Source organism: Nocardia sp. NPDC004718, from assembly GCF_053601535.1.
Genome location: NZ_JBSGCA010000088.1, coordinates 1 through 16,809, shown reverse-complemented (window position 1 = coordinate 16,809; position 16,809 = coordinate 1). Strand labels below are relative to the sequence as shown.

Below are 16,809 nucleotides of genomic sequence, written 5' to 3'. Positions count from 1 at the left end.
GGCCGCGGGTGGTGAGTTCGGCCCACACCGTCTTGCCGCGCCTGTGGTAGTGCACACCCCAGCAGGTGGCCAGCTGGTCGACCAGGATCAACCCCCGCCCGCCGGTGTGATCCGGTCGGCGGATCCGCGCGGGCGCGGGCGAAGCATCGTCGACCTCCACACGCAGGCAGCCGTGGCCGGCCACCATCAAGCGGCAACCACGTGGGGCGCGGGCATGCACGACAGCGTTGCTGGCCAACTCGTCACACACCTGCACCGCGTCCTCGACCCCGATACCGGCGAGCGGGGCGAGCAGGCGCCGCACCGCAGCCCGCAACTGCCCCAACGACACCACCTCGAGATCCCACTCGACAACAGCGCCGTCGGCGCGCGCTGGATCCAGTGTCGAAATTCCCACCCTGCACCCCTCCTTCCGCTCGCCCAGTACCGGCCTCCACACGGACAGCACTACCTCGGCCACGACATACCCCACCCCACCCCGGCGAAAACACCGCATCCACGCTCGCCGCGGACCGCGTGGGGTGTTAAGAATCATTGGGTACCCGACACCCCGCATCGATCGAGAGTGCAGGGCACGGCACGGTCCCGCGGTCCACATCCGGGGACAACTCCCGCTTCGCGGGGTTGCCGAGTGGGGCAATACCCCGCACGGGTCGGCGCCGGGGCGGAAATCGTCTGCGGCGGCCGGTCTCGGCGTGATGTTCAGCCGTCCGCACCCCGGTAGGCCGGACCCTCATCACTGCGTGATGCGAGCGAACGGCGACGGGTGTGGCATAGTGAGAGGTTGAGTACGGGCTTCTCACCAAGAATTTGCTCGGCTCACTACAGAAAAGAAGTTGTTAACAGCATGGCTCAAGGCAGTGTGAAGTGGTTCAACGGTGAAAAAGGCTTCGGCTTCATCGCTCAAGACGGAGGCGGCCCGGACGTCTTCGTGCATTACTCGGCCGTGAGCGGCTCGGGTTACAAATCCCTCGACGAGGGTCAGCGTGTCGAGTTCTCGGTGGAACAGGGTCAGAAGGGCCCCCAAGCCCAGGACGTCCGCGCCATCTGATTCCGCGCGATCGCGTGATCGTTTGTGAAGAGCTTCGCACCGAGGTCGGTGCGAAGCTCTTTTCGTTCAGTCGATGCCTTCGATGATGCGGAAGTCGCGCTCGACGCCGTCGGGGAGGGCCACCAGCGCCTTCTGGTATGCCTCGCTCTCGTATGCCGCGACGGCCTGTTCGAAGCTGTCGAACTCGATCAGAACGACGCGTTGCGTGATTCCGGCTTCGTGGGCGACGACTCGACCGCCACGGGACAGGACGCGCCCGCCCCCAGCCTGGACAGCCGGGCGGGCCAGCTTGTTGTAGGCAGTCAGCCTCTCAGGGTCGGAAATGGCGGGGTAGACACTGACCCAGTAGCCCCTAGCCATGGAAACCTCCTGTGTTCGGCCGGACACGTCCGACTTCGAATCGACACTCGGATCGATCGATCCCGGCGACGGGTGCTGCGGTCAGTTGAATCGTCATAGGCGCAGGTTAGGGGTTGATGTGTGGTCGAGGGAAAGACCGGGACGGGATAGACCCAGAACGGCTCGTTATCAATCGGCAGGGAGGGCATGTGGTGCCGGATACGGTGAGCCTGCGGTACTTTCTCGTGCTGGCGCAGGAGTTGAACTTCACCCGCGCGGCCGCACGGATCGGGATCGCGCAGCCCGCACTCAGTGCCCGGATGCGCCGATTGGAGGCGGAACTCGGTACTGCCCTGCTGGTTCGTAACACGCGTAGCGTCGTATTGACCACGGCCGGTGCGGCTTTGGCGGAGTCCGCGCCGCCAGCGCTGGCGGCGCTGGACCGGGCATGGGACACCGCTCGGAATGCGGGGGCCGGTGAACTGGGCACGCTGCGCATCGGATACAGCCTCAGCGCGGGGGCCGAGACGGCACCGGCCCTGGTGGACAGGCTGATTCGCAGCAGCCCGGGACTCCAGGTCGGCGCGGTCCCGATGGCGACACCGGAGATCTCCCCCGCGGTCGCCGACGGCCGCATCGATGCGGGGATCACCCGCGGCGAACAGCCGGGTCGTGGCGTGCGCCGGTTCCTGCTGCGGCGTGCGCGAGTCGGGGTCCAATTGGCGCAGCATCATCCGCTGGCCGAACACCCCGAGATCGAGATCGCCGACGCCGCCGCGTATCCGCTGCGACTCCCCGACCGTGCGGCCAACCCCATAATCCACGATCAGCTGACCGCACTGTTCCGCAACACCCGACCACACCTCCGATTCCACACGCCCGCGGTCTCTTTCGACATGTCTCAGCGCGACCTACGCGATGGGCTCACCCTCGCCCCGGCCGGAGAAGCCGCGGTCACGGCACAACCGGCCGGTCTCACCTGGCGACCGCTGCGGGGCGCGCCCAGCCTGACAATCCACCTGGTCCTCCCACGCGAGCAGTCACCACTACACCGCCGCATCCGTGCCGTCGCCAAGACCCTGGCGCACGAGCTGCACTGGCTGCCGGACTGACGCGCAGGAATCCATGCTAGGCCGGTCGAGGGACCCGGGCGACAACTGCGGCCGGCGCAGCAGCCACACGCGCAGCAAATCCCCCGATCAGGTTCTGGGAAGTCGCCGCCGTCTACACCGACGCCCACCACCAAGACATCCTCGCCCGCGCCGCCCGTGACCGCGGGTTGTATCGAGACGCCTCCACCTGCACACACTGTTTCCCGACCACCCGCAACCCCACCGTCTGGAACACCCTTCTCATCCCCCTCACCGACCCGCTATGGGTGGCCGAGCTACTGGGCAAGTTGCGGCAGGTCGAGGTGCGCAAACAGGCGCAGGCGCTGCTGGACCGCGACCCCGCCACCACCGTCACCGTCGACAACCCGCATGGGGCGGCCATGGCTGCTGCGGGCTGGGCCGTTGGGCCCTGCCAGATCGGTTCCGCGAAACGGGACGCCGGGCATCGCCTCTCGTGAATGATAGTTTCAAAGCGATATGCGCGGGTGTCTCTGTGTTCAGCAGCCAGCACAGCACCGCTGGTCGGCGATCCCGTCGTGCGCGGCATCGCGTCCGAATGGGGTGGGGCAGAACGAGGATGAGCATGACAGACACGGCGACACCCGCCCGCACCACATCGAAGCAGGCTGTCACGGCGGCGGATCAGGTCGAGTTGCGCCAGCTACTGGCCGGATTGACAGCCGTGCGCGACGGCGATTTCGGCACCCGGTTGCCGACGGACGCCGACGGGTTGCTCGGCGAGATCGCGACGGTGTTCAACGGCATGGTGGACCAGCTGTCGCTGTTCACCTCGGAGGTCACCCGGGTCGCGCGCGAGGTCGGCACGGACGGGCGGCTGGGTGGTCAAGCCGAGGTGCCCGGCGTGTCCGGCACCTGGAAGGACCTCACCGACTCGGTGAACGCGATGGCGGGCAACCTCACCAGCCAGGTGCGCGACATCGCCCAGGTCGCGACCGCCGTGGCGCGGGGCGACCTGTCCCAGAAGATCGACGTGGACGCACGCGGTGAGATCCTCGAGCTGAAGAATACGGTCAATACGATGGTGGACCAGCTGTCCGCGTTCGCGGACGAGGTCACCCGCGTCGCGCGCGAAGTCGGTTCGGAGGGCCGGCTCGGCGGTCAGGCGGAGGTGCCCGGCGTCGGTGGCGTGTGGCGCGACCTCACCGCTTCGGTGAACTTCATGGCGGGCAACCTGACCGACCAGGTCCGCAACATCGCGCAGGTGACGACCGCGGTGGCGCGAGGCGACTTGAGCCAGAAGATCACAGTGAGCGCCCGTGGCGAGATCCTGGAGCTGAAGAACACCATCAACACGATGGTCGATCAGCTGTCGTCCTTCGCCGACGAGGTCACGCGAGTATCGCGCGAGGTGGGCACCGAGGGCATCCTCGGTGGCCAGGCGGATGTGAAGGGCGTCTCCGGCACCTGGCGCGACCTCACCGACTCGGTGAATTTCATGGCGGGCAACCTGACCGCGCAGGTGCGTTCGATCGCTCAGGTGGCAACCGCGGTGGCGCAGGGTGATCTGTCTCAAAAGATCAGAGTGGACGCCCGTGGCGAGATCCTGGAGCTGAAGAACACCATCAACACGATGGTCGATCAGCTCTCGGCGTTCGCCGACGAGGTCACCCGCGTCGCCCGCGAGGTCGGCACCGAGGGCAGGCTGGGCGGGCAGGCGGACGTGAAGGGTGTCTCCGGCACCTGGAAGGACCTCACCGAGTCGGTCAACGTCATGGCCGACAACCTCACCGCGCAGGTGCGTTCGATCGCCCAGGTCACCACCGCGGTGGCCCGTGGCGATCTGAGTCAGAAGATCAGGGTGGACGCCCGCGGCGAGATCCTGGAGCTGAAAGAGACCATCAACACGATGGTCGATCAGCTCTCGGCGTTCGCCGACGAGGTCACCCGCGTGGCCCGCGAGGTCGGCACCGAGGGCAATCTCGGTGGCCAGGCGACTGTGCGGGGCGTGTCGGGCACGTGGAAGGATCTGACCGACAACGTCAATGTAATGGCGTCGAACCTGACCGGCCAGGTGCGTTCGATCGCCCAGGTCGCCACGGCAGTGGCGCGCGGTGACCTGAGTCAGAAGATCACCGTGGAGGCGAAGGGCGAGGTCGCGGCGCTCGCCGGGGTGATCAACACGATGGTCGACACGCTGTCCGCGTTCGCCGACGAGGTCACTCGCGTCGCCCGCGAGGTCGGCACCGAGGGCATGCTCGGCGGCCAGGCACGCGTGCCGAATGTGGCGGGCACGTGGAAGGACTTGACCGACAACGTCAACTCCATGGCGAACAATCTGACCAACCAGGTCCGCAACATCGCCCAGGTCACCACCGCGGTCGCGCAGGGCGATCTGACCCGCAAGATCGACGTGGACGCGCGCGGCGAGATCCTCGAGTTGAAGACCACGATCAACACGATGGTCGACCAGCTGTCCGCGTTCGCGGCCGAGGTCACCCGCGTCGCCCGCGAGGTGGGATCGGAGGGGCGGCTGGGCGGCCAGGCCGAGGTCGAGGGTGTCTCGGGCACATGGAAACGGCTGACCGAGAACGTCAACGGGTTGGCGGGCAACCTGACCCGCCAGGTCCGCGCGATCGCCGCGGTCACCAGCGCCGTGGCCGAGGGCGACCTGACCCGCTCCATCACCGTGGAGGCCTCCGGTGAGGTCGCCGAGTTGAAGGACAACATCAACGCGATGGTGGAGTCGCTGCGCGAGACCACCAAGGCCAACCAGGATCAGGACTGGCTGAAGACCAATCTCGCTCGTATCTCCGGTCTCATGCAGGGTCAACGCGACCTGCACGTGGTGGCCGGGCTGATCATGGACGAGCTGGCGCCGTTGGTTTCCGCGCAGTTCGGCGCGTTCTACCTCGCCGGCGACAGCGACGAGCGGCCGGAGCTGCGGCTGATCAGCTCCTATGGCAGCCCGGAGAAACCCGGCAGCCCGTCGAGGTTCGCCTTCGGCCAGTCCCTGGTAGGCCAGGCCGCACGCAGTCGCCGCATGATCGCGGTGGAGAATGTGCCGGGCGACTACGTCACCATCTCCTCCGGGCTCGGGCAGACCGCACCGGTCAACCTGCTCATGTTGCCGCTCGTGGTGGAGGAACAGGTCCTCGGCGTGATCGAGCTGGCTTCCGTGCACCGCTTCACCCACATCCACCGGGATTTCCTCGACCAGCTGATGGAAACGGTCGGCGTCAACGTCAACACCATCATCGCCAACGCCCGCACCGACGAGCTACTGGTCGAATCCCAGCGCCTGACCACCGAGCTGCAAGCCCGTTCCGAGGAATTGCAAGTGCAGCAGGAGGAACTGCAGCGATCCAACGCCGAGCTGGAGGACAAGGCGGAACTGCTGGCCATGCAGAACCGCGACATCGAAGCCAAGAACCTCCAGATCGAGCAGGCTCGGCAGGAACTCGAGACCCGTGCCCAAGAACTCGCGCTCGCGTCGAAGTACAAATCGGAATTCTTGGCCAACATGAGCCACGAGCTGCGCACCCCGCTCAACAGTCTGCTCATCCTCGCCCAGCTGCTGGCCCAGAACCCGAGCCGCAATCTCACGCCCAAGCAGGTGGAGTACGCGGGCATCATCCACTCGGCGGGCTCGGATCTGCTCCAGCTGATCAACGACATCCTCGACCTGTCCAAGGTGGAGGCGGGCAAGATGGACCTCACGCCCGAACGCGTGTCGTTGCGCCAGTTGCTGGACTACTTCGAGGCCACCTTCCGGCCGATGACCACCCAGAAGAGTCTGCGCTTCCGCGTCACGACCGCACCAGGCCTGCCGTCGGACCTGCTCACCGACGACTCGCGGCTGCGGCAGGTGCTGCGGAACCTGCTGTCCAACGCGGTCAAGTTCACCGAGACCGGGTCGGTACAGCTGCGGATCGAACCGGCGGAGGCGAGCGAGTTGCCCGCCGCAGTGCGCCAGCACGGCCCGGCCGTCGCGTTCCGGGTGATCGACACCGGGATCGGCATCGCCGAACACCAGCTCGAGTCGATCTTCGGCGCCTTCCAGCAGGCCGACGGCACCACCAGCCGCAAGTACGGCGGCACCGGCCTGGGTCTGTCGATCAGCCGGGAGATCGCCTATCTGCTCGGCGGCGCCATCAGCGCCGAAAGCACGCTTGGCGAGGGCAGCACGTTCACCCTCTACCTCCCGGTCGCGCGGCCGGACTTCCAGGAGGCGCCGCCTCGCGAGCGAGACGACACGCAGCAGGCCGACAGTCGGCCGGAGCACACCCCCGCTCCCGCCACATCGCAACAGCACCGCAGGCTCCTGGTCGTCGAGGAGCGCCCGCAAGGCCTGCTGTCGCTGGTCGCGCAAAGCGCTGTCGCCGAACTGGCCGACAGCAACGACCCGCGTGGTCCGGTTCAGGTCGTCACTACGGTCGGGGTGGAAGAGGCGGTGGCGGCGATGGCCGCCGAAGCGTTCCACTGCGTCGTGCTCGAGCTGGACATGCCCGACGGCGCCGCGCTGCGGTTCCTGGAGACGATGGACGGGGACGTCGCATTGAGAAGCGTCCCGGTACTGGTCCACAACCGTCGGCTCGACGCCGAGCAGGAACGCATGCTGCAACATCGCGCCACGAGCCAGCCGCTGGAGCTGCTGTCCAGCCTGGACGATCTGCGGGAGCGGATCGCGCTGCACGTCACCGCCGAGGCACCCGGCGACATGTTGCCCTTGGTCCGTCGCGAAGACACATCCGCCCCGGCGCCACAGCGGCCGGACGGCAAGCTCGCCGGCCGCACGGTGCTCATCATCGATGACGACGCCCGCAACCTCTTCGCGCTCAGCAGCATTCTCGAACTGCACGGCATGAGCGTTCTGCACGCGGAGGACGGGCGCGAGGGCATCGACAAGCTCATCGCCCACCCGGAGACGGACCTGGTCCTGATGGACGTGATGATGCCCGAGATGGACGGCTACACCGCGACGGCGACGATCCGCGAGATGCCACGGTACGAGAGCCTGCCGATCATCGCCGTGACAGCCAAGGCGATGCTGGGCGACCGCGAGAAGAGCCTCGCCTCCGGCGCCAACGACTACGTCACCAAACCGGTCGACGCGGACGCCTTGATCGCGTGCATCCAGCACTGGCTGGGTGCCTGATGACCGACCTGGACAGCCCCGGCACCGAGGCCGACGCGACAGCCGTCCCTCACTCACCCGTGGGCCCAGCGGTCCACCGCCTCGCGGCCACCGTGGAGCGGCTGCGTGCGCAAATTCAACAGGCCCAGGCCACCGCCGACGGACGCGCGCTGATCGAGATGGCCAAGGGCGTTCTGGTCGAACGGCTGCACTGCGGGCCCGCGCAGGCGGCACGGCAGCTCGACGCTCTGGCCGAGGGAGCGGGCATCACACCGCTCGAGTTGGCCGCCGAACTGGTCGACCAGTCGGCCCAGGACAAGGTCAGCGCGGTGGTGGGCGAGTTCTTGCTGCGCGCTACCTTACCGGGAGAGCCATCCGCGGCTGTGCGCTTGCGTACGGCCGAAAGCGGGCTGCTGGCAGCCGGTGACAGTCAACGTGTCGCGGAGTCGGTGCTGGAGCACGCTCTGACGCCGCTGGGCGCCACCGCCGTGGCGATCTGGTCCGCGGGCGCCGACGCGTCGCTGACCCTGTCCGGTTTCGCCGGCATCGGCCCCCACGAGGCCGAGCGCTGGCGATACGTGCCGCCAGGTGTGGTGACTCCGGCCCGGCAGGCGCTGATGGAGCGCAACCCGGTGTGGATAGATGACCTGAGCCGGGCCGGGCCGCCGTCCATCGGTGACCGCGAGGGCGGCCGGGCGGCGATTCCGGCAGCCGCGGGGGGCAAGCTGCTCGGCGTACTCGAGGTGTGCTGGCCGCAACCGCTCGAACCACAGCCGCCCCAGGTGCACCGGCAGTTGGAGGCACTGGCCGAGCTGTGCGCACACACTTTGGAGTCGGACCTCGCCGCTGTGCGGGCGCCGGACCGCCCCGGTGTCGCGGATCTCGTGCGACTCGCGGACGGCCTTTTCGACCCGGCGCTCGTGCTGCTGCCCCACCTCGGCCACGACGGCGCGCTCGCCGACTTCCGCATCCACCACGTCAACAGCTGCTTCGTCGACCCGGCCGGGCGTCCGCGCGGCCTCGTCAACGGCGCGTTGCTGCTCGAGGCGTACCCCATGGCGGCGAGTGACGGGCAGCTGTTCGAGCGGATCGAGCACGTCTTCGCCACCGGCGAGACCTACCGTACCGACCGGATGACGCTGACCGAACTGGTCGGCCAGGTACCGCTGACCGTCTCGACCGCCCTCAGCATCAGCCGCCACGGCGACACCGTGCTCATGGTCTGGCGGGTGGAGGACGAGACGGCGCGGCTGGCGGCGCTGCTGCAGCACGCACAGCGCCTCGGCCGCGTCGGCGGGTTCGAAGAGAACGCCGCAAGCGGCGAGATCACCTGGAGCAGTCAACTTTTCGCTCTCTACGGGCTCGCGCCCACCGCGGAGCCGATCCCGCTCGCGCAACTGCCGGGGCACGTCCACGACGACGACGCGAATGCCGTCGACCGGTTCCTGCGGACCTTGCTGCGCTACCGCCGCTCGGCTTCCACGGCCTTCCGCTTGATCCGGCCGGACGGCGTGACCCGGCACATCCGGATCGTCGCCGAACCGGTCCTGGAGGCAGGTCACCTGGCCGCCATCCGCGGCGCCTATCAGGACATCTCCGCGCAGCACTGGACCGAGGTCGCGCTGTCCGCGACACGCGACCGGCTGGCGCACACCGAGCAGCATGCCGCCGAACAGAGCCAGCTGGCACGGCAGCTCCAGCAGGCGATCATGCCGGACGCGCAGCCGTCCATCGAGGCGTTCGGTCTGCGCATAGCGGTGCGATACCGGCCCGCCGAGCAGGAATACACCGTCGGCGGAGACTGGTACGACGCGGTCGTGCTGCCTTCCAAGCAGATCATGGTGTCCGTCGGCGACATCACCGGCCACGGTGTCAAGGCAGCCACCGGCATGGTGGTGCTGCGCAATGCCCTGCGTGGCCTCGCCGCCACGGGCGCGGGTCCAGGGCAGATGCTGACGTGGCTGAACCTGGTGGCCCACCACCTGACCGACAACATCTTCGCCACCGCTATCTGCGGGCTCTACGACCCACAGACCCGCGTCCTGCGCTGGGCCCGCGCGGGCCACCTGCCGCCGGTGCTGGTGCGCGCAGGCAAGGCGTCCAGCTTGCCCCTGCTCCAGGGGATGCTCCTCGGCGCTGTGGCGGAGACGACGTTCGAGGAAGCCGAACTGCAACTGGAGCCGGACGACACTCTCCTGCTCTACACCGATGGGCTGATCGAGCGCCGAGACCGGCTGCTGGACGACTGCATCGAACGGTTGCTCGTGAGGTCGGCACAGCTCAGCGGAACCCTGGACGACCGCCTGGACGAATTGCTCGACGGCAGCGATGCCGACACCGACGACGACACGTGCGTGGTGGGTATTCAAGTGGGGCCAGGTCAAGACTCCTCGGGCAGCTGAGACCGGCCGACCGAAGACGCCGGTGCGAGTCGGGTCCGAAGTCGGCACTCGGCGACGGTGGAAAGTTCTGCCTCCGGGACCTTTCGCGAGGCCGAAAGGGCAGTGAACTCGTCACCGGCGACTCCCCCGACAGCCCTTGCGCGCTCCGGCTCGCAGAGCGGCTGGGGCGTCGGCGCGCCGCAGGGTGCTGGTGCGCACGGAGGGTGCCACCGGATGCATAGCGCAGTACTAAGGCGAATCGCGATCCAAGCCGAAGTGGAGCTGGATGGTGGTGCCGTGCGGGGTGGTGTGGATTCGGACGAGGTCGGTGAGCTGGTTGACCAGTAGCAGCCCGCGGCCGCCTGGGCGATAGGACTGTGCGGGCAGGCGGCCCGCGAGGCGATTCGTGATGTGTCCTTGATCGCTGATCTGGTAGCGGATCTGGTTCTGCTCGGCCCACATCGTGAGCCTGCCGTGCCCACCGCCGTGGACGACCGAGTTGGTGGTGGTCTCCGCGATCACCAGTTCGAGATCGATCTCGCGATGCTCGGACATGCCGGCGTCGCGGGCGTAATCGAGGGCCAGGCGCCGGATGTGGGGCAGCGACGTCGCGTCGAAGGCTACGGTTGCGGACGTCGCGGGCGGGGAGGGCAGTTCTCTGTTGTAGAAGTCGACGATGTGGTCGGGGTTGTAGGCGCTGCTCGTTCGCCGGCCCGCGTGGTCGATGAGCACGGGGTGGGTAGCGTGCGCGTCGTTCAAGACCTGGGTCGAAAGACGCTCGGTGTCATATGGACACAGGATGCTCACTTCCCGCCCGGTGAATGCCGCGTTGATCAGAGCCTCGTGTTGAACGCAGGCCGGGTACTCGAGCGACGAGCGTCCGGCCCAGATCGGTTCGCCGATGATTCGCACGCGTCCGGAGGGGTACTTGTCGGCGAAGGCGCGAAGCACGCCGGGAATAATGCGGCCCGGGTTGCGGCCTTCGACAGTCATGTCCATCAGCTGGACCGAGGCGGCGTCGGAGCCCAGGGCAGCGCGCAGATGCGACAGATTGGGACCAGGGACCGCCACCGCGACCGGTTCGCCGTTCTCGAGTCCTTGGCGGATGAAGCCGAGGGTGCCCGCGAGGTATTCCGCCGTGTCGCGGTAGAACAGCGCGGGGTGCACGAATGGGTCGGTCGAGTCGGAAGTGGCCGACGCAACGCCAGGCAAGCTCATGTGTGCACTACCTCGATCGTCTGTAGGGAGGGCCAGAACACCGCGAGTACCCGAAGCATCATCGCCGGGGGCCGATGTACCACGATTCGTCGAACCTCCGAGGATTGGGTGGCGGCTTCTACCAAAATCGAGGTTCCGTAAGTGTCGATGAACGTAAGGCCGGACAGGTCCAAGTGGACATCGTGGTCCCTGGCGGTCAGTTCCGAGACAGCCTCGCGCCAGGTTTCGCGGGTGGTGAAGTCGACCGAGCCTGCGCATCGCAGGCCAGGGGGACTGCTGATCCGAGACGTCCGCAGCGTCGAGGGACCCGGGGCAGCCCGACTGAGCCGGAGCGCGGGATCCACTGGCTCACCGACCTTCCATCGGCCATCACGAACACAACGTGCAGGATCTTACGCTTGCGTGCGCAGCCGCCGGTCGCGGGCTCGAGCGCGGGAAGTGCTTCTCGTTGGTGGTCACAGGCCGGATGCCCGCTCGGCCGCGTCGTGACATGTTGTCCCGCATGATCATCGAGGGAACGGCCGCCGCCGGCTACGAGGCCGTGCGGGAGGCGTTCGCCGCCGATTTCACCGAGTAGGGCCGCGGGCGACATTCCGGCATTCGGCCTGTGTGTGCCACACCTCTGTTGAGTCAGACTCGCGGTCGGTATCGGGCCGGGGCGCAAACCCACGGTGAGCCAGCCCGAACAGGCGGCAGGAACCTCACGAGCCAGCCCCGACTCGACACCCCCGGCAGACTACGGCCGGCGATCATCCAGCCCGCCAACCGGTGACACCTGTACAAGCCGGAACCTTAACCCGCCGCTCAACCAATGTGGCAGCGTGTTCTTCGCGTCCGTTTCAGTGCGGTATCCCGGGTTTGGTGCAGGTGAATTGCATGACGTCGATGTGGCCGCGGCGGGCGTAGTCGGCGCATCCGGTCAGGTACCGGATGTAGGCGTTGTAGATGCCGGGTCCGGTGAGCTCGATGGCGCGGTCGCGGTGTTCGTGCAGGGCATCCGCCCAGTGGTCGAGGGTGGTGGCGTAGTGCGGTCCCATCGCCTGGATGCCGGTGACGGTGAAGCCGGCGTCTTCGGCGTATGCGGTGACGCCCTTGGGGTCGCGGCCGGTCGGCACCGGCAGTGGGCCACCAGCGAAGATCGTGCCGGTGAGGAACTGCATGAACGCGTCATCGATGCCGGTGTGCTCGATATCGTGGGCGCGCCGGCCGTCGCGGTGGTAACCGACGATGGTTTGCAGCAGCAACACACCCCCGGGGGGCAGGGCGTGGTGGGCGAACTGGAAGAACTCGCCATAGCTGTCCTGGTGGAAGTGTTCGAAGGCGTCGATGCACACGATGCGGTCGGCGTGGCCGTCGAAGGCTTCCCAGCCCTGCAGCCATACCCGGCCGCACGGACGTCCGCGCGCGAGCCGGTCGACGAGCTGGTCGCGTACGTACCGGTATTGGCTGCGGCTGACGGTCAACCCGATCGTGTTCACCTGGTGGGTGTCCATCGCGCGCAGCAGGGCTGATCCCCACCCGCAACCGACATCGAGCAGGGTCATTCCGGGTCGCAGGTCGCATTTGCCCAAAGCGAGGTCGATCTTGTTCAGTTGGGCTTGTTCGAGTGTGTCCTCAGGGTGGTTCCAGAACGCGCAACTGTAGGTACGGGTCGGATCCAGGAACAGGAAGAAGAACTCGTCCCACGGATCGCGGCCGGGCTCGCCGTGGGGATCGACCTCGCGGGAGGAGATGTGGCCGGTCATGAGTGCGGCTCTTTCTCACAAGCCAGTAATTGCTGTTCACAGGTGACGGCCGAGGTCAACTCGCGCCCGCGCGCGGCTATCGCCGCGTTCGGTGTCCGCTGCCCTCGCCCGCCTCGGTCGACTGGGTTCGTCCACCGGGTCCGTAAGGCCTGCACGCTGACCATTACGCTACCGCCGCCAGCGGCGGGTGGGACCACGAATTCAGTGATGGCCGGAGGTGATCATCCCGGCCGAGGCCCGGCGTCGACGACGTGGCGGCAACCCCCTGGTCAGGCAGTGTCGTCAGCTCGACTCACTGAGCGCCGTGCAGCTTCGCCAGCGTGTCACTGTCACGAATTCCGTCCGCCGCGGTTACGGCATCGCGCTGGCCGCTCCGGTTGACGGGTTCGGTGAAGCGGAGTGGGCGCGTGATTGAAGATCCACGCGGCTGGGTAGCCGGGAGTCGAACACCTGTTCTGTCGAGTGTGAGGAGCGGCGATGGTGCAACCGAAGCCGGAGAAGGATCCGGACCAGTGGACCACGGGCGACGAGCCGATGACCGGCCCGCAGGAGTCCTATCTGCACACCCTGGCCCAGGAGGCGGGGGTGGAGGCGCCGGGGCAGCTGACCAAGGCGGAGGCTTCGCAGTTGATCGATGAATTGCAGCAGCGGACCGGCCGAGGCGCGTGATGAGAAATCGCTCAGCGCCGACCGCGCTGGGCGAGCGCTCGGAGCCCGCGCAGTGCGAACACACCGGCGGCCACCCACGGTCCGGCGACGATGATCGGGTCCATCCACTGATGGGCCCGATCGATCCGGGTGCCCTGCGTGCGAGATCGCAATCCGTGATGGGTGAACTCGGCCTTCACTCCCGTCTCGGTGATCGGATTGTCGGGCCGCAGGGTGGCGAACGAGCGCGCGTGGTTCTCCCAGGCGTCGACGCGGTCGCCGAAAATCAGCAGCAGCCAGTGCGCGGCCCTGCCCTCGCTGTAGCGCTCGTAGGCACGGCGGCGGATCCGGCCCGACAGCCCACGCAGCGGTGCCGAGGTGCCGAAGACCGGAGTGAGGATCGCGTGTTCGATCGAGCGTTCACGGGGCGTCGTCTCCCGCTGGGGTTCCGGCAGGTCCCAATGCGCGCCGGTCTCCTCAGGGCGGAATTTCCGTCCGGACGGGCGGTCTGCCGGGTCGAGGTCGACGCCCCAGCCCGGAATGTGCGCACGCAGTTCCTCGGCACTCGGTACGGGCGGATGCTCGCTGGTATAGGTCATTTCGACTGCTCCTTCAGGCCGCGTCGGGCACCACGATCGGCTTGATGCAACCGTCGAGTTTGGCCGAGAAGATGTGGTACCCCTCGGCGATGTGCTCGAGCGGGATGCGATGGGTGATGATTTCCTTCGGTTTCAGATAGCCGTTGCGGATATGCGAGAACAGCCGCGGCCATTGACGTTTCACCGGGCACTGGTTGGTGTTGATGGTCAGCCCTTTGTTCATCGCGTCGCCGAACTTCACCGCGCTGAACAACGGCCCGTAGGCGCCCATCACCGAAATCGTGCCGCCCTTGCGCACCGAATCGATGGCCCAGTTCAACGCGACCGGAGAGCCGCCTTGCAATTTGAACTTCGCCGAGGTCACGTGCATCAGCAGATTGCCGTCCGCTTCGGCGCCCACCGCGTCGATCGCCACGTCCGCGCCGAGGTAGCCGGTCATGCGCTTCATCTCGACCACCACGTCACCGCAGTCGGCCATGTTCAGCGTCTCGGCGTGCGCGAATTCCCGCGCCTTCTCCAGCCGGTAGTCGAGGTGGTCGACCACGATCACCCGGCCCGCGCCCATCAGCCAGGCCGACTGCGCGGCGAACAGCCCCACCGGGCCCGCCCCGAACACCACCACGACATCGCCCTCGGCGATGTCGCCCAGCTGCGCGCCGAAGTAGCCGGTAGCCAGCGCGTCCGTGCACAGCAACGCGTCCTCGTCGTCGAGCCAGTCCGGGATCTGGGCCGGGCCGACATCGGCGAAGGGCACCCGTACGTACTCCGCCTGACCGCCGTCGTAACCGCCGCAGGTGTGGGAGTAGCCGTAGATGCCGCCGACGGCCGTGGCATTGGGGTTGACATTGTGGCAGTTGGAGTACAGGCCCCGCGCACAGAAGTAGCAGGATCCGCAATAGATGTTGAACGGCACCATCACCCGATCACCGGGCACGAGATTGCGTACCGACCCGCCGACCTGCTCGACGACACCGATGAATTCGTGGCCGAACGTCATGCCGACGCGGGTGTCCGGCATCATCCCATGGTAGAGGTGCAGGTCGGAGCCGCAGATCGCGGCACGCTGCACGCGCACGATCGCGTCGTTCGGATGCTCGATCGGCGGGATGTCCTTCTCCTCAACCCGCACCTTGTACGGGCCGCGATACACCATCGCTCGCATAGCTACCTCCTCTGATCCTGCTGGCCATACCCGGGGCAGCGGCCGCGAAACACCGCCACACCAGGCCGGGGCTCGTTCCAGCCCGCAGGGCGTCGGAAGGGGGAAACGCTCGGAATTCGGGCTGTCGAAGTGATGCGACACCCAGTTCGCGGTCCGCCGCGGCCGGCTCAGGTCAGGCCGGCGACTTCCTGAGCGATCGCGGCCAGGCGGGTCTGAGCAGCGGAGACGACGCCGTGGCGGTTCTTGTGGGCTTCCTCGTAGGCGACGATCGCGCGGATGTCGGCGGGGTCGGTGAGTTCCTTGACCGCGGCGACGGCTCGGGAGACGTTCAGCTCGTCGTAGTCACCGACCGGCAGCTCGTCCGGTTCCAAGACCCCGGTGCTGGTGCGGATCGACCGCAACGCATCAGCGGCGATGTCGGCGCCTTCGCGGCGCGTGACCTGCTCGGCGGTCTCGAGCGCCGCGTCGCGAGACGCCGACAGGGTCTTGACGGCGACATCGCCCGCCCGTGCGCCTTGGGCCAGCAGCCCGCCGAGCGCGGGCGGGGTAGCGCGCACGGTGTCCAGCGCCCGATCCAGGCCCCGCGTCGACCACGAGACCGGAAGGTTGAACAGCTTCACCGCGGTCCCGGCCGCCGCCTGCAACGGGGTGCGGCGCAGCGCGGCCGGCCCACCGAGGGCGTCTTCGGCCAGGACGGTGGTCAGCCAGTCCACCGTCGCCGAATGCGCGGTGATCAACAGATTCGCCAACGCCACCACCTCGGGCAGCTGTGCGGCGGTGGCGAGGGCTTTGAGGTAGCGGGCGCGGTCGAGCAACTGATGTTCCAGCGCGAGGTCACCCAGCAGCGCCTCGTCGAACGGCTGGGCTTGTTCGGCCATCGCCTTGAACGCCGCGGCGGCGCGGCCCAGGAACGGTCCGATCACTTCCGGGACACTGCCCAGATCACGAATGGCCTCCTCGATCGCCTCCGCGCGAGCGCGCGCGTTATCGGCGTTCTCCGACAACTCCCGGCGCACCGCCTCGGTGCGGGCCTGAGCGATCCTGGTCTCGGCCACCTGGATCTCGGTGTTGGTCAACGACAGCACAGCGCGCAACTGCGCCAGCACGGTAGAGGTGTCGAGTGTGCTCATGCGGATCTCGTCCCTTCGGCGTTCGACGGCATCGAGTCGGCGCGACGATGCACCACTCCCCCGACTACCCAGCCCTACCGATGAGTAACAAGCATGTAGCAGGCACACCCCGCCGACTCGGGTGCCGCGACACGGCCGAGAGATATTCAGCTACCGCCTTCGACCTCACGAAGATCCACACGGCAGACACCGGTCCGACCTGCTACCGCACGGCTGCGCCGATTCGCCTTGTTGTGCCGGAAGCGAACGGGTCGAGAGTTCGGTTGCCGCTTTCGGTAGCGGCGGACCGCCACCGATCGGAAGCCACCTCCCTGTATGGGCGCAGTACG

Annotated in this window: 15 protein-coding genes; 7 read left to right on the top strand and 8 right to left on the bottom strand. The window is 67.5% G+C overall.

Features of this window, described 5'->3' with window-relative positions; genetic code table 11:
* Positions 1-397 (bottom strand): ATP-binding protein (locus ACWEH3_RS34285; RefSeq protein ID WP_450025746.1); only part of this gene is annotated, 397 nt, incomplete at its 3' end.
* A gap of 450 nt (positions 398-847) precedes the next feature.
* Between ACWEH3_RS34285 and ACWEH3_RS34280 the strand changes: the two genes are divergently transcribed.
* The gene (locus tag ACWEH3_RS34280; protein ID WP_067806012.1) at positions 848-1,051 is read left to right on the top strand and encodes a cold-shock protein; all 204 of its coding nucleotides are present in this window, start codon (positions 848-850) and stop codon (positions 1,049-1,051) included.
* A gap of 66 nt (positions 1,052-1,117) precedes the next feature.
* Here ACWEH3_RS34280 and ACWEH3_RS34275 read toward each other — a convergent pair whose 3' ends face one another.
* A complete protein-coding gene (locus ACWEH3_RS34275) occupies positions 1,118-1,411 on the bottom strand; it encodes a DUF1330 domain-containing protein (RefSeq protein ID WP_450025748.1) in 294 nt (97 codons plus the stop codon).
* A gap of 191 nt (positions 1,412-1,602) precedes the next feature.
* On the opposite strand from ACWEH3_RS34275, the gene ACWEH3_RS34270 reads away from it, so the two are divergent.
* From ACWEH3_RS34270 to ACWEH3_RS34255, 4 genes are all read left to right on the top strand, one after another.
* Complete coding sequence (locus ACWEH3_RS34270; RefSeq protein WP_450025750.1) at positions 1,603-2,502, top strand: LysR substrate-binding domain-containing protein; 900 nt, start codon at positions 1,603-1,605, stop codon at positions 2,500-2,502.
* Positions 2,503-2,768: 266 nt separating this feature from the next.
* Positions 2,769-2,960: a hypothetical protein gene (locus ACWEH3_RS34265; RefSeq protein WP_450025752.1), complete on the top strand. Its 192-nt coding sequence runs from the start codon at positions 2,769-2,771 to the stop codon at positions 2,958-2,960.
* Between the two features lie 125 nt (positions 2,961-3,085).
* The gene (locus tag ACWEH3_RS34260; protein WP_450025754.1) at positions 3,086-7,618 is read left to right on the top strand and encodes a HAMP domain-containing protein; all 4,533 of its coding nucleotides are present in this window, start codon (positions 3,086-3,088) and stop codon (positions 7,616-7,618) included.
* Complete coding sequence (locus tag ACWEH3_RS34255) at positions 7,618-9,999, top strand: SpoIIE family protein phosphatase (protein WP_450025756.1); 2,382 nt, start codon at positions 7,618-7,620, stop codon at positions 9,997-9,999. The genes ACWEH3_RS34260 and ACWEH3_RS34255 overlap by 1 nt, the downstream gene beginning before the upstream one ends.
* A 228-nt stretch (positions 10,000-10,227) precedes the next feature.
* Here the strand turns inward: ACWEH3_RS34255 and ACWEH3_RS34250 are convergent, their stop codons facing one another.
* Complete coding sequence (locus tag ACWEH3_RS34250; RefSeq protein WP_450025758.1) at positions 10,228-11,196, bottom strand: anti-sigma factor RsbA family regulatory protein; 969 nt, start codon at positions 11,194-11,196, stop codon at positions 10,228-10,230.
* Positions 11,193-11,540, bottom strand: a complete 348-nt coding sequence (locus ACWEH3_RS34245) for an STAS domain-containing protein (RefSeq protein ID WP_450025760.1) — start codon at positions 11,538-11,540, stop codon at positions 11,193-11,195. The genes ACWEH3_RS34250 and ACWEH3_RS34245 overlap by 4 nt, the downstream gene beginning before the upstream one ends.
* A gap of 104 nt (positions 11,541-11,644) precedes the next feature.
* On the opposite strand from ACWEH3_RS34245, the gene ACWEH3_RS34240 reads away from it, so the two are divergent.
* Complete coding sequence (locus ACWEH3_RS34240; RefSeq protein WP_450025762.1) at positions 11,645-11,773, top strand: hypothetical protein; 129 nt, start codon at positions 11,645-11,647, stop codon at positions 11,771-11,773.
* Between the two features lie 262 nt (positions 11,774-12,035).
* On the opposite strand, the gene ACWEH3_RS34235 is transcribed toward ACWEH3_RS34240, so the two are convergent.
* A complete protein-coding gene (locus ACWEH3_RS34235) occupies positions 12,036-12,941 on the bottom strand; it encodes a class I SAM-dependent methyltransferase (protein WP_450025764.1) in 906 nt (301 codons plus the stop codon).
* Between the two features lie 477 nt (positions 12,942-13,418).
* Between ACWEH3_RS34235 and ACWEH3_RS34230 the strand changes: the two genes are divergently transcribed.
* Positions 13,419-13,610 carry a DUF3072 domain-containing protein gene (locus ACWEH3_RS34230; RefSeq protein WP_450025766.1) on the top strand — a complete coding sequence of 64 codons (192 nt, stop codon included), beginning with the start codon at positions 13,419-13,421 and terminating at the stop codon, positions 13,608-13,610.
* 11 nt (positions 13,611-13,621) lie between these two features.
* Here ACWEH3_RS34230 and ACWEH3_RS34225 read toward each other — a convergent pair whose 3' ends face one another.
* From ACWEH3_RS34225 to ACWEH3_RS34215, 3 genes are all read right to left on the bottom strand, one after another.
* The gene (locus ACWEH3_RS34225) at positions 13,622-14,188 is read right to left on the bottom strand and encodes a hypothetical protein (RefSeq protein WP_450025768.1); all 567 of its coding nucleotides are present in this window, start codon (positions 14,186-14,188) and stop codon (positions 13,622-13,624) included.
* Positions 14,189-14,201: 13 nt separating this feature from the next.
* Positions 14,202-15,350, bottom strand: coding sequence for a zinc-dependent alcohol dehydrogenase (locus tag ACWEH3_RS34220; RefSeq protein ID WP_450025770.1), 1,149 nt, complete (start codon positions 15,348-15,350; stop codon positions 14,202-14,204).
* A gap of 167 nt (positions 15,351-15,517) precedes the next feature.
* Positions 15,518-16,480, bottom strand: a complete 963-nt coding sequence (locus ACWEH3_RS34215) for a ferritin-like domain-containing protein (RefSeq protein ID WP_450025772.1) — start codon at positions 16,478-16,480, stop codon at positions 15,518-15,520.
* Positions 16,481-16,809 lie beyond the last annotated feature (329 nt).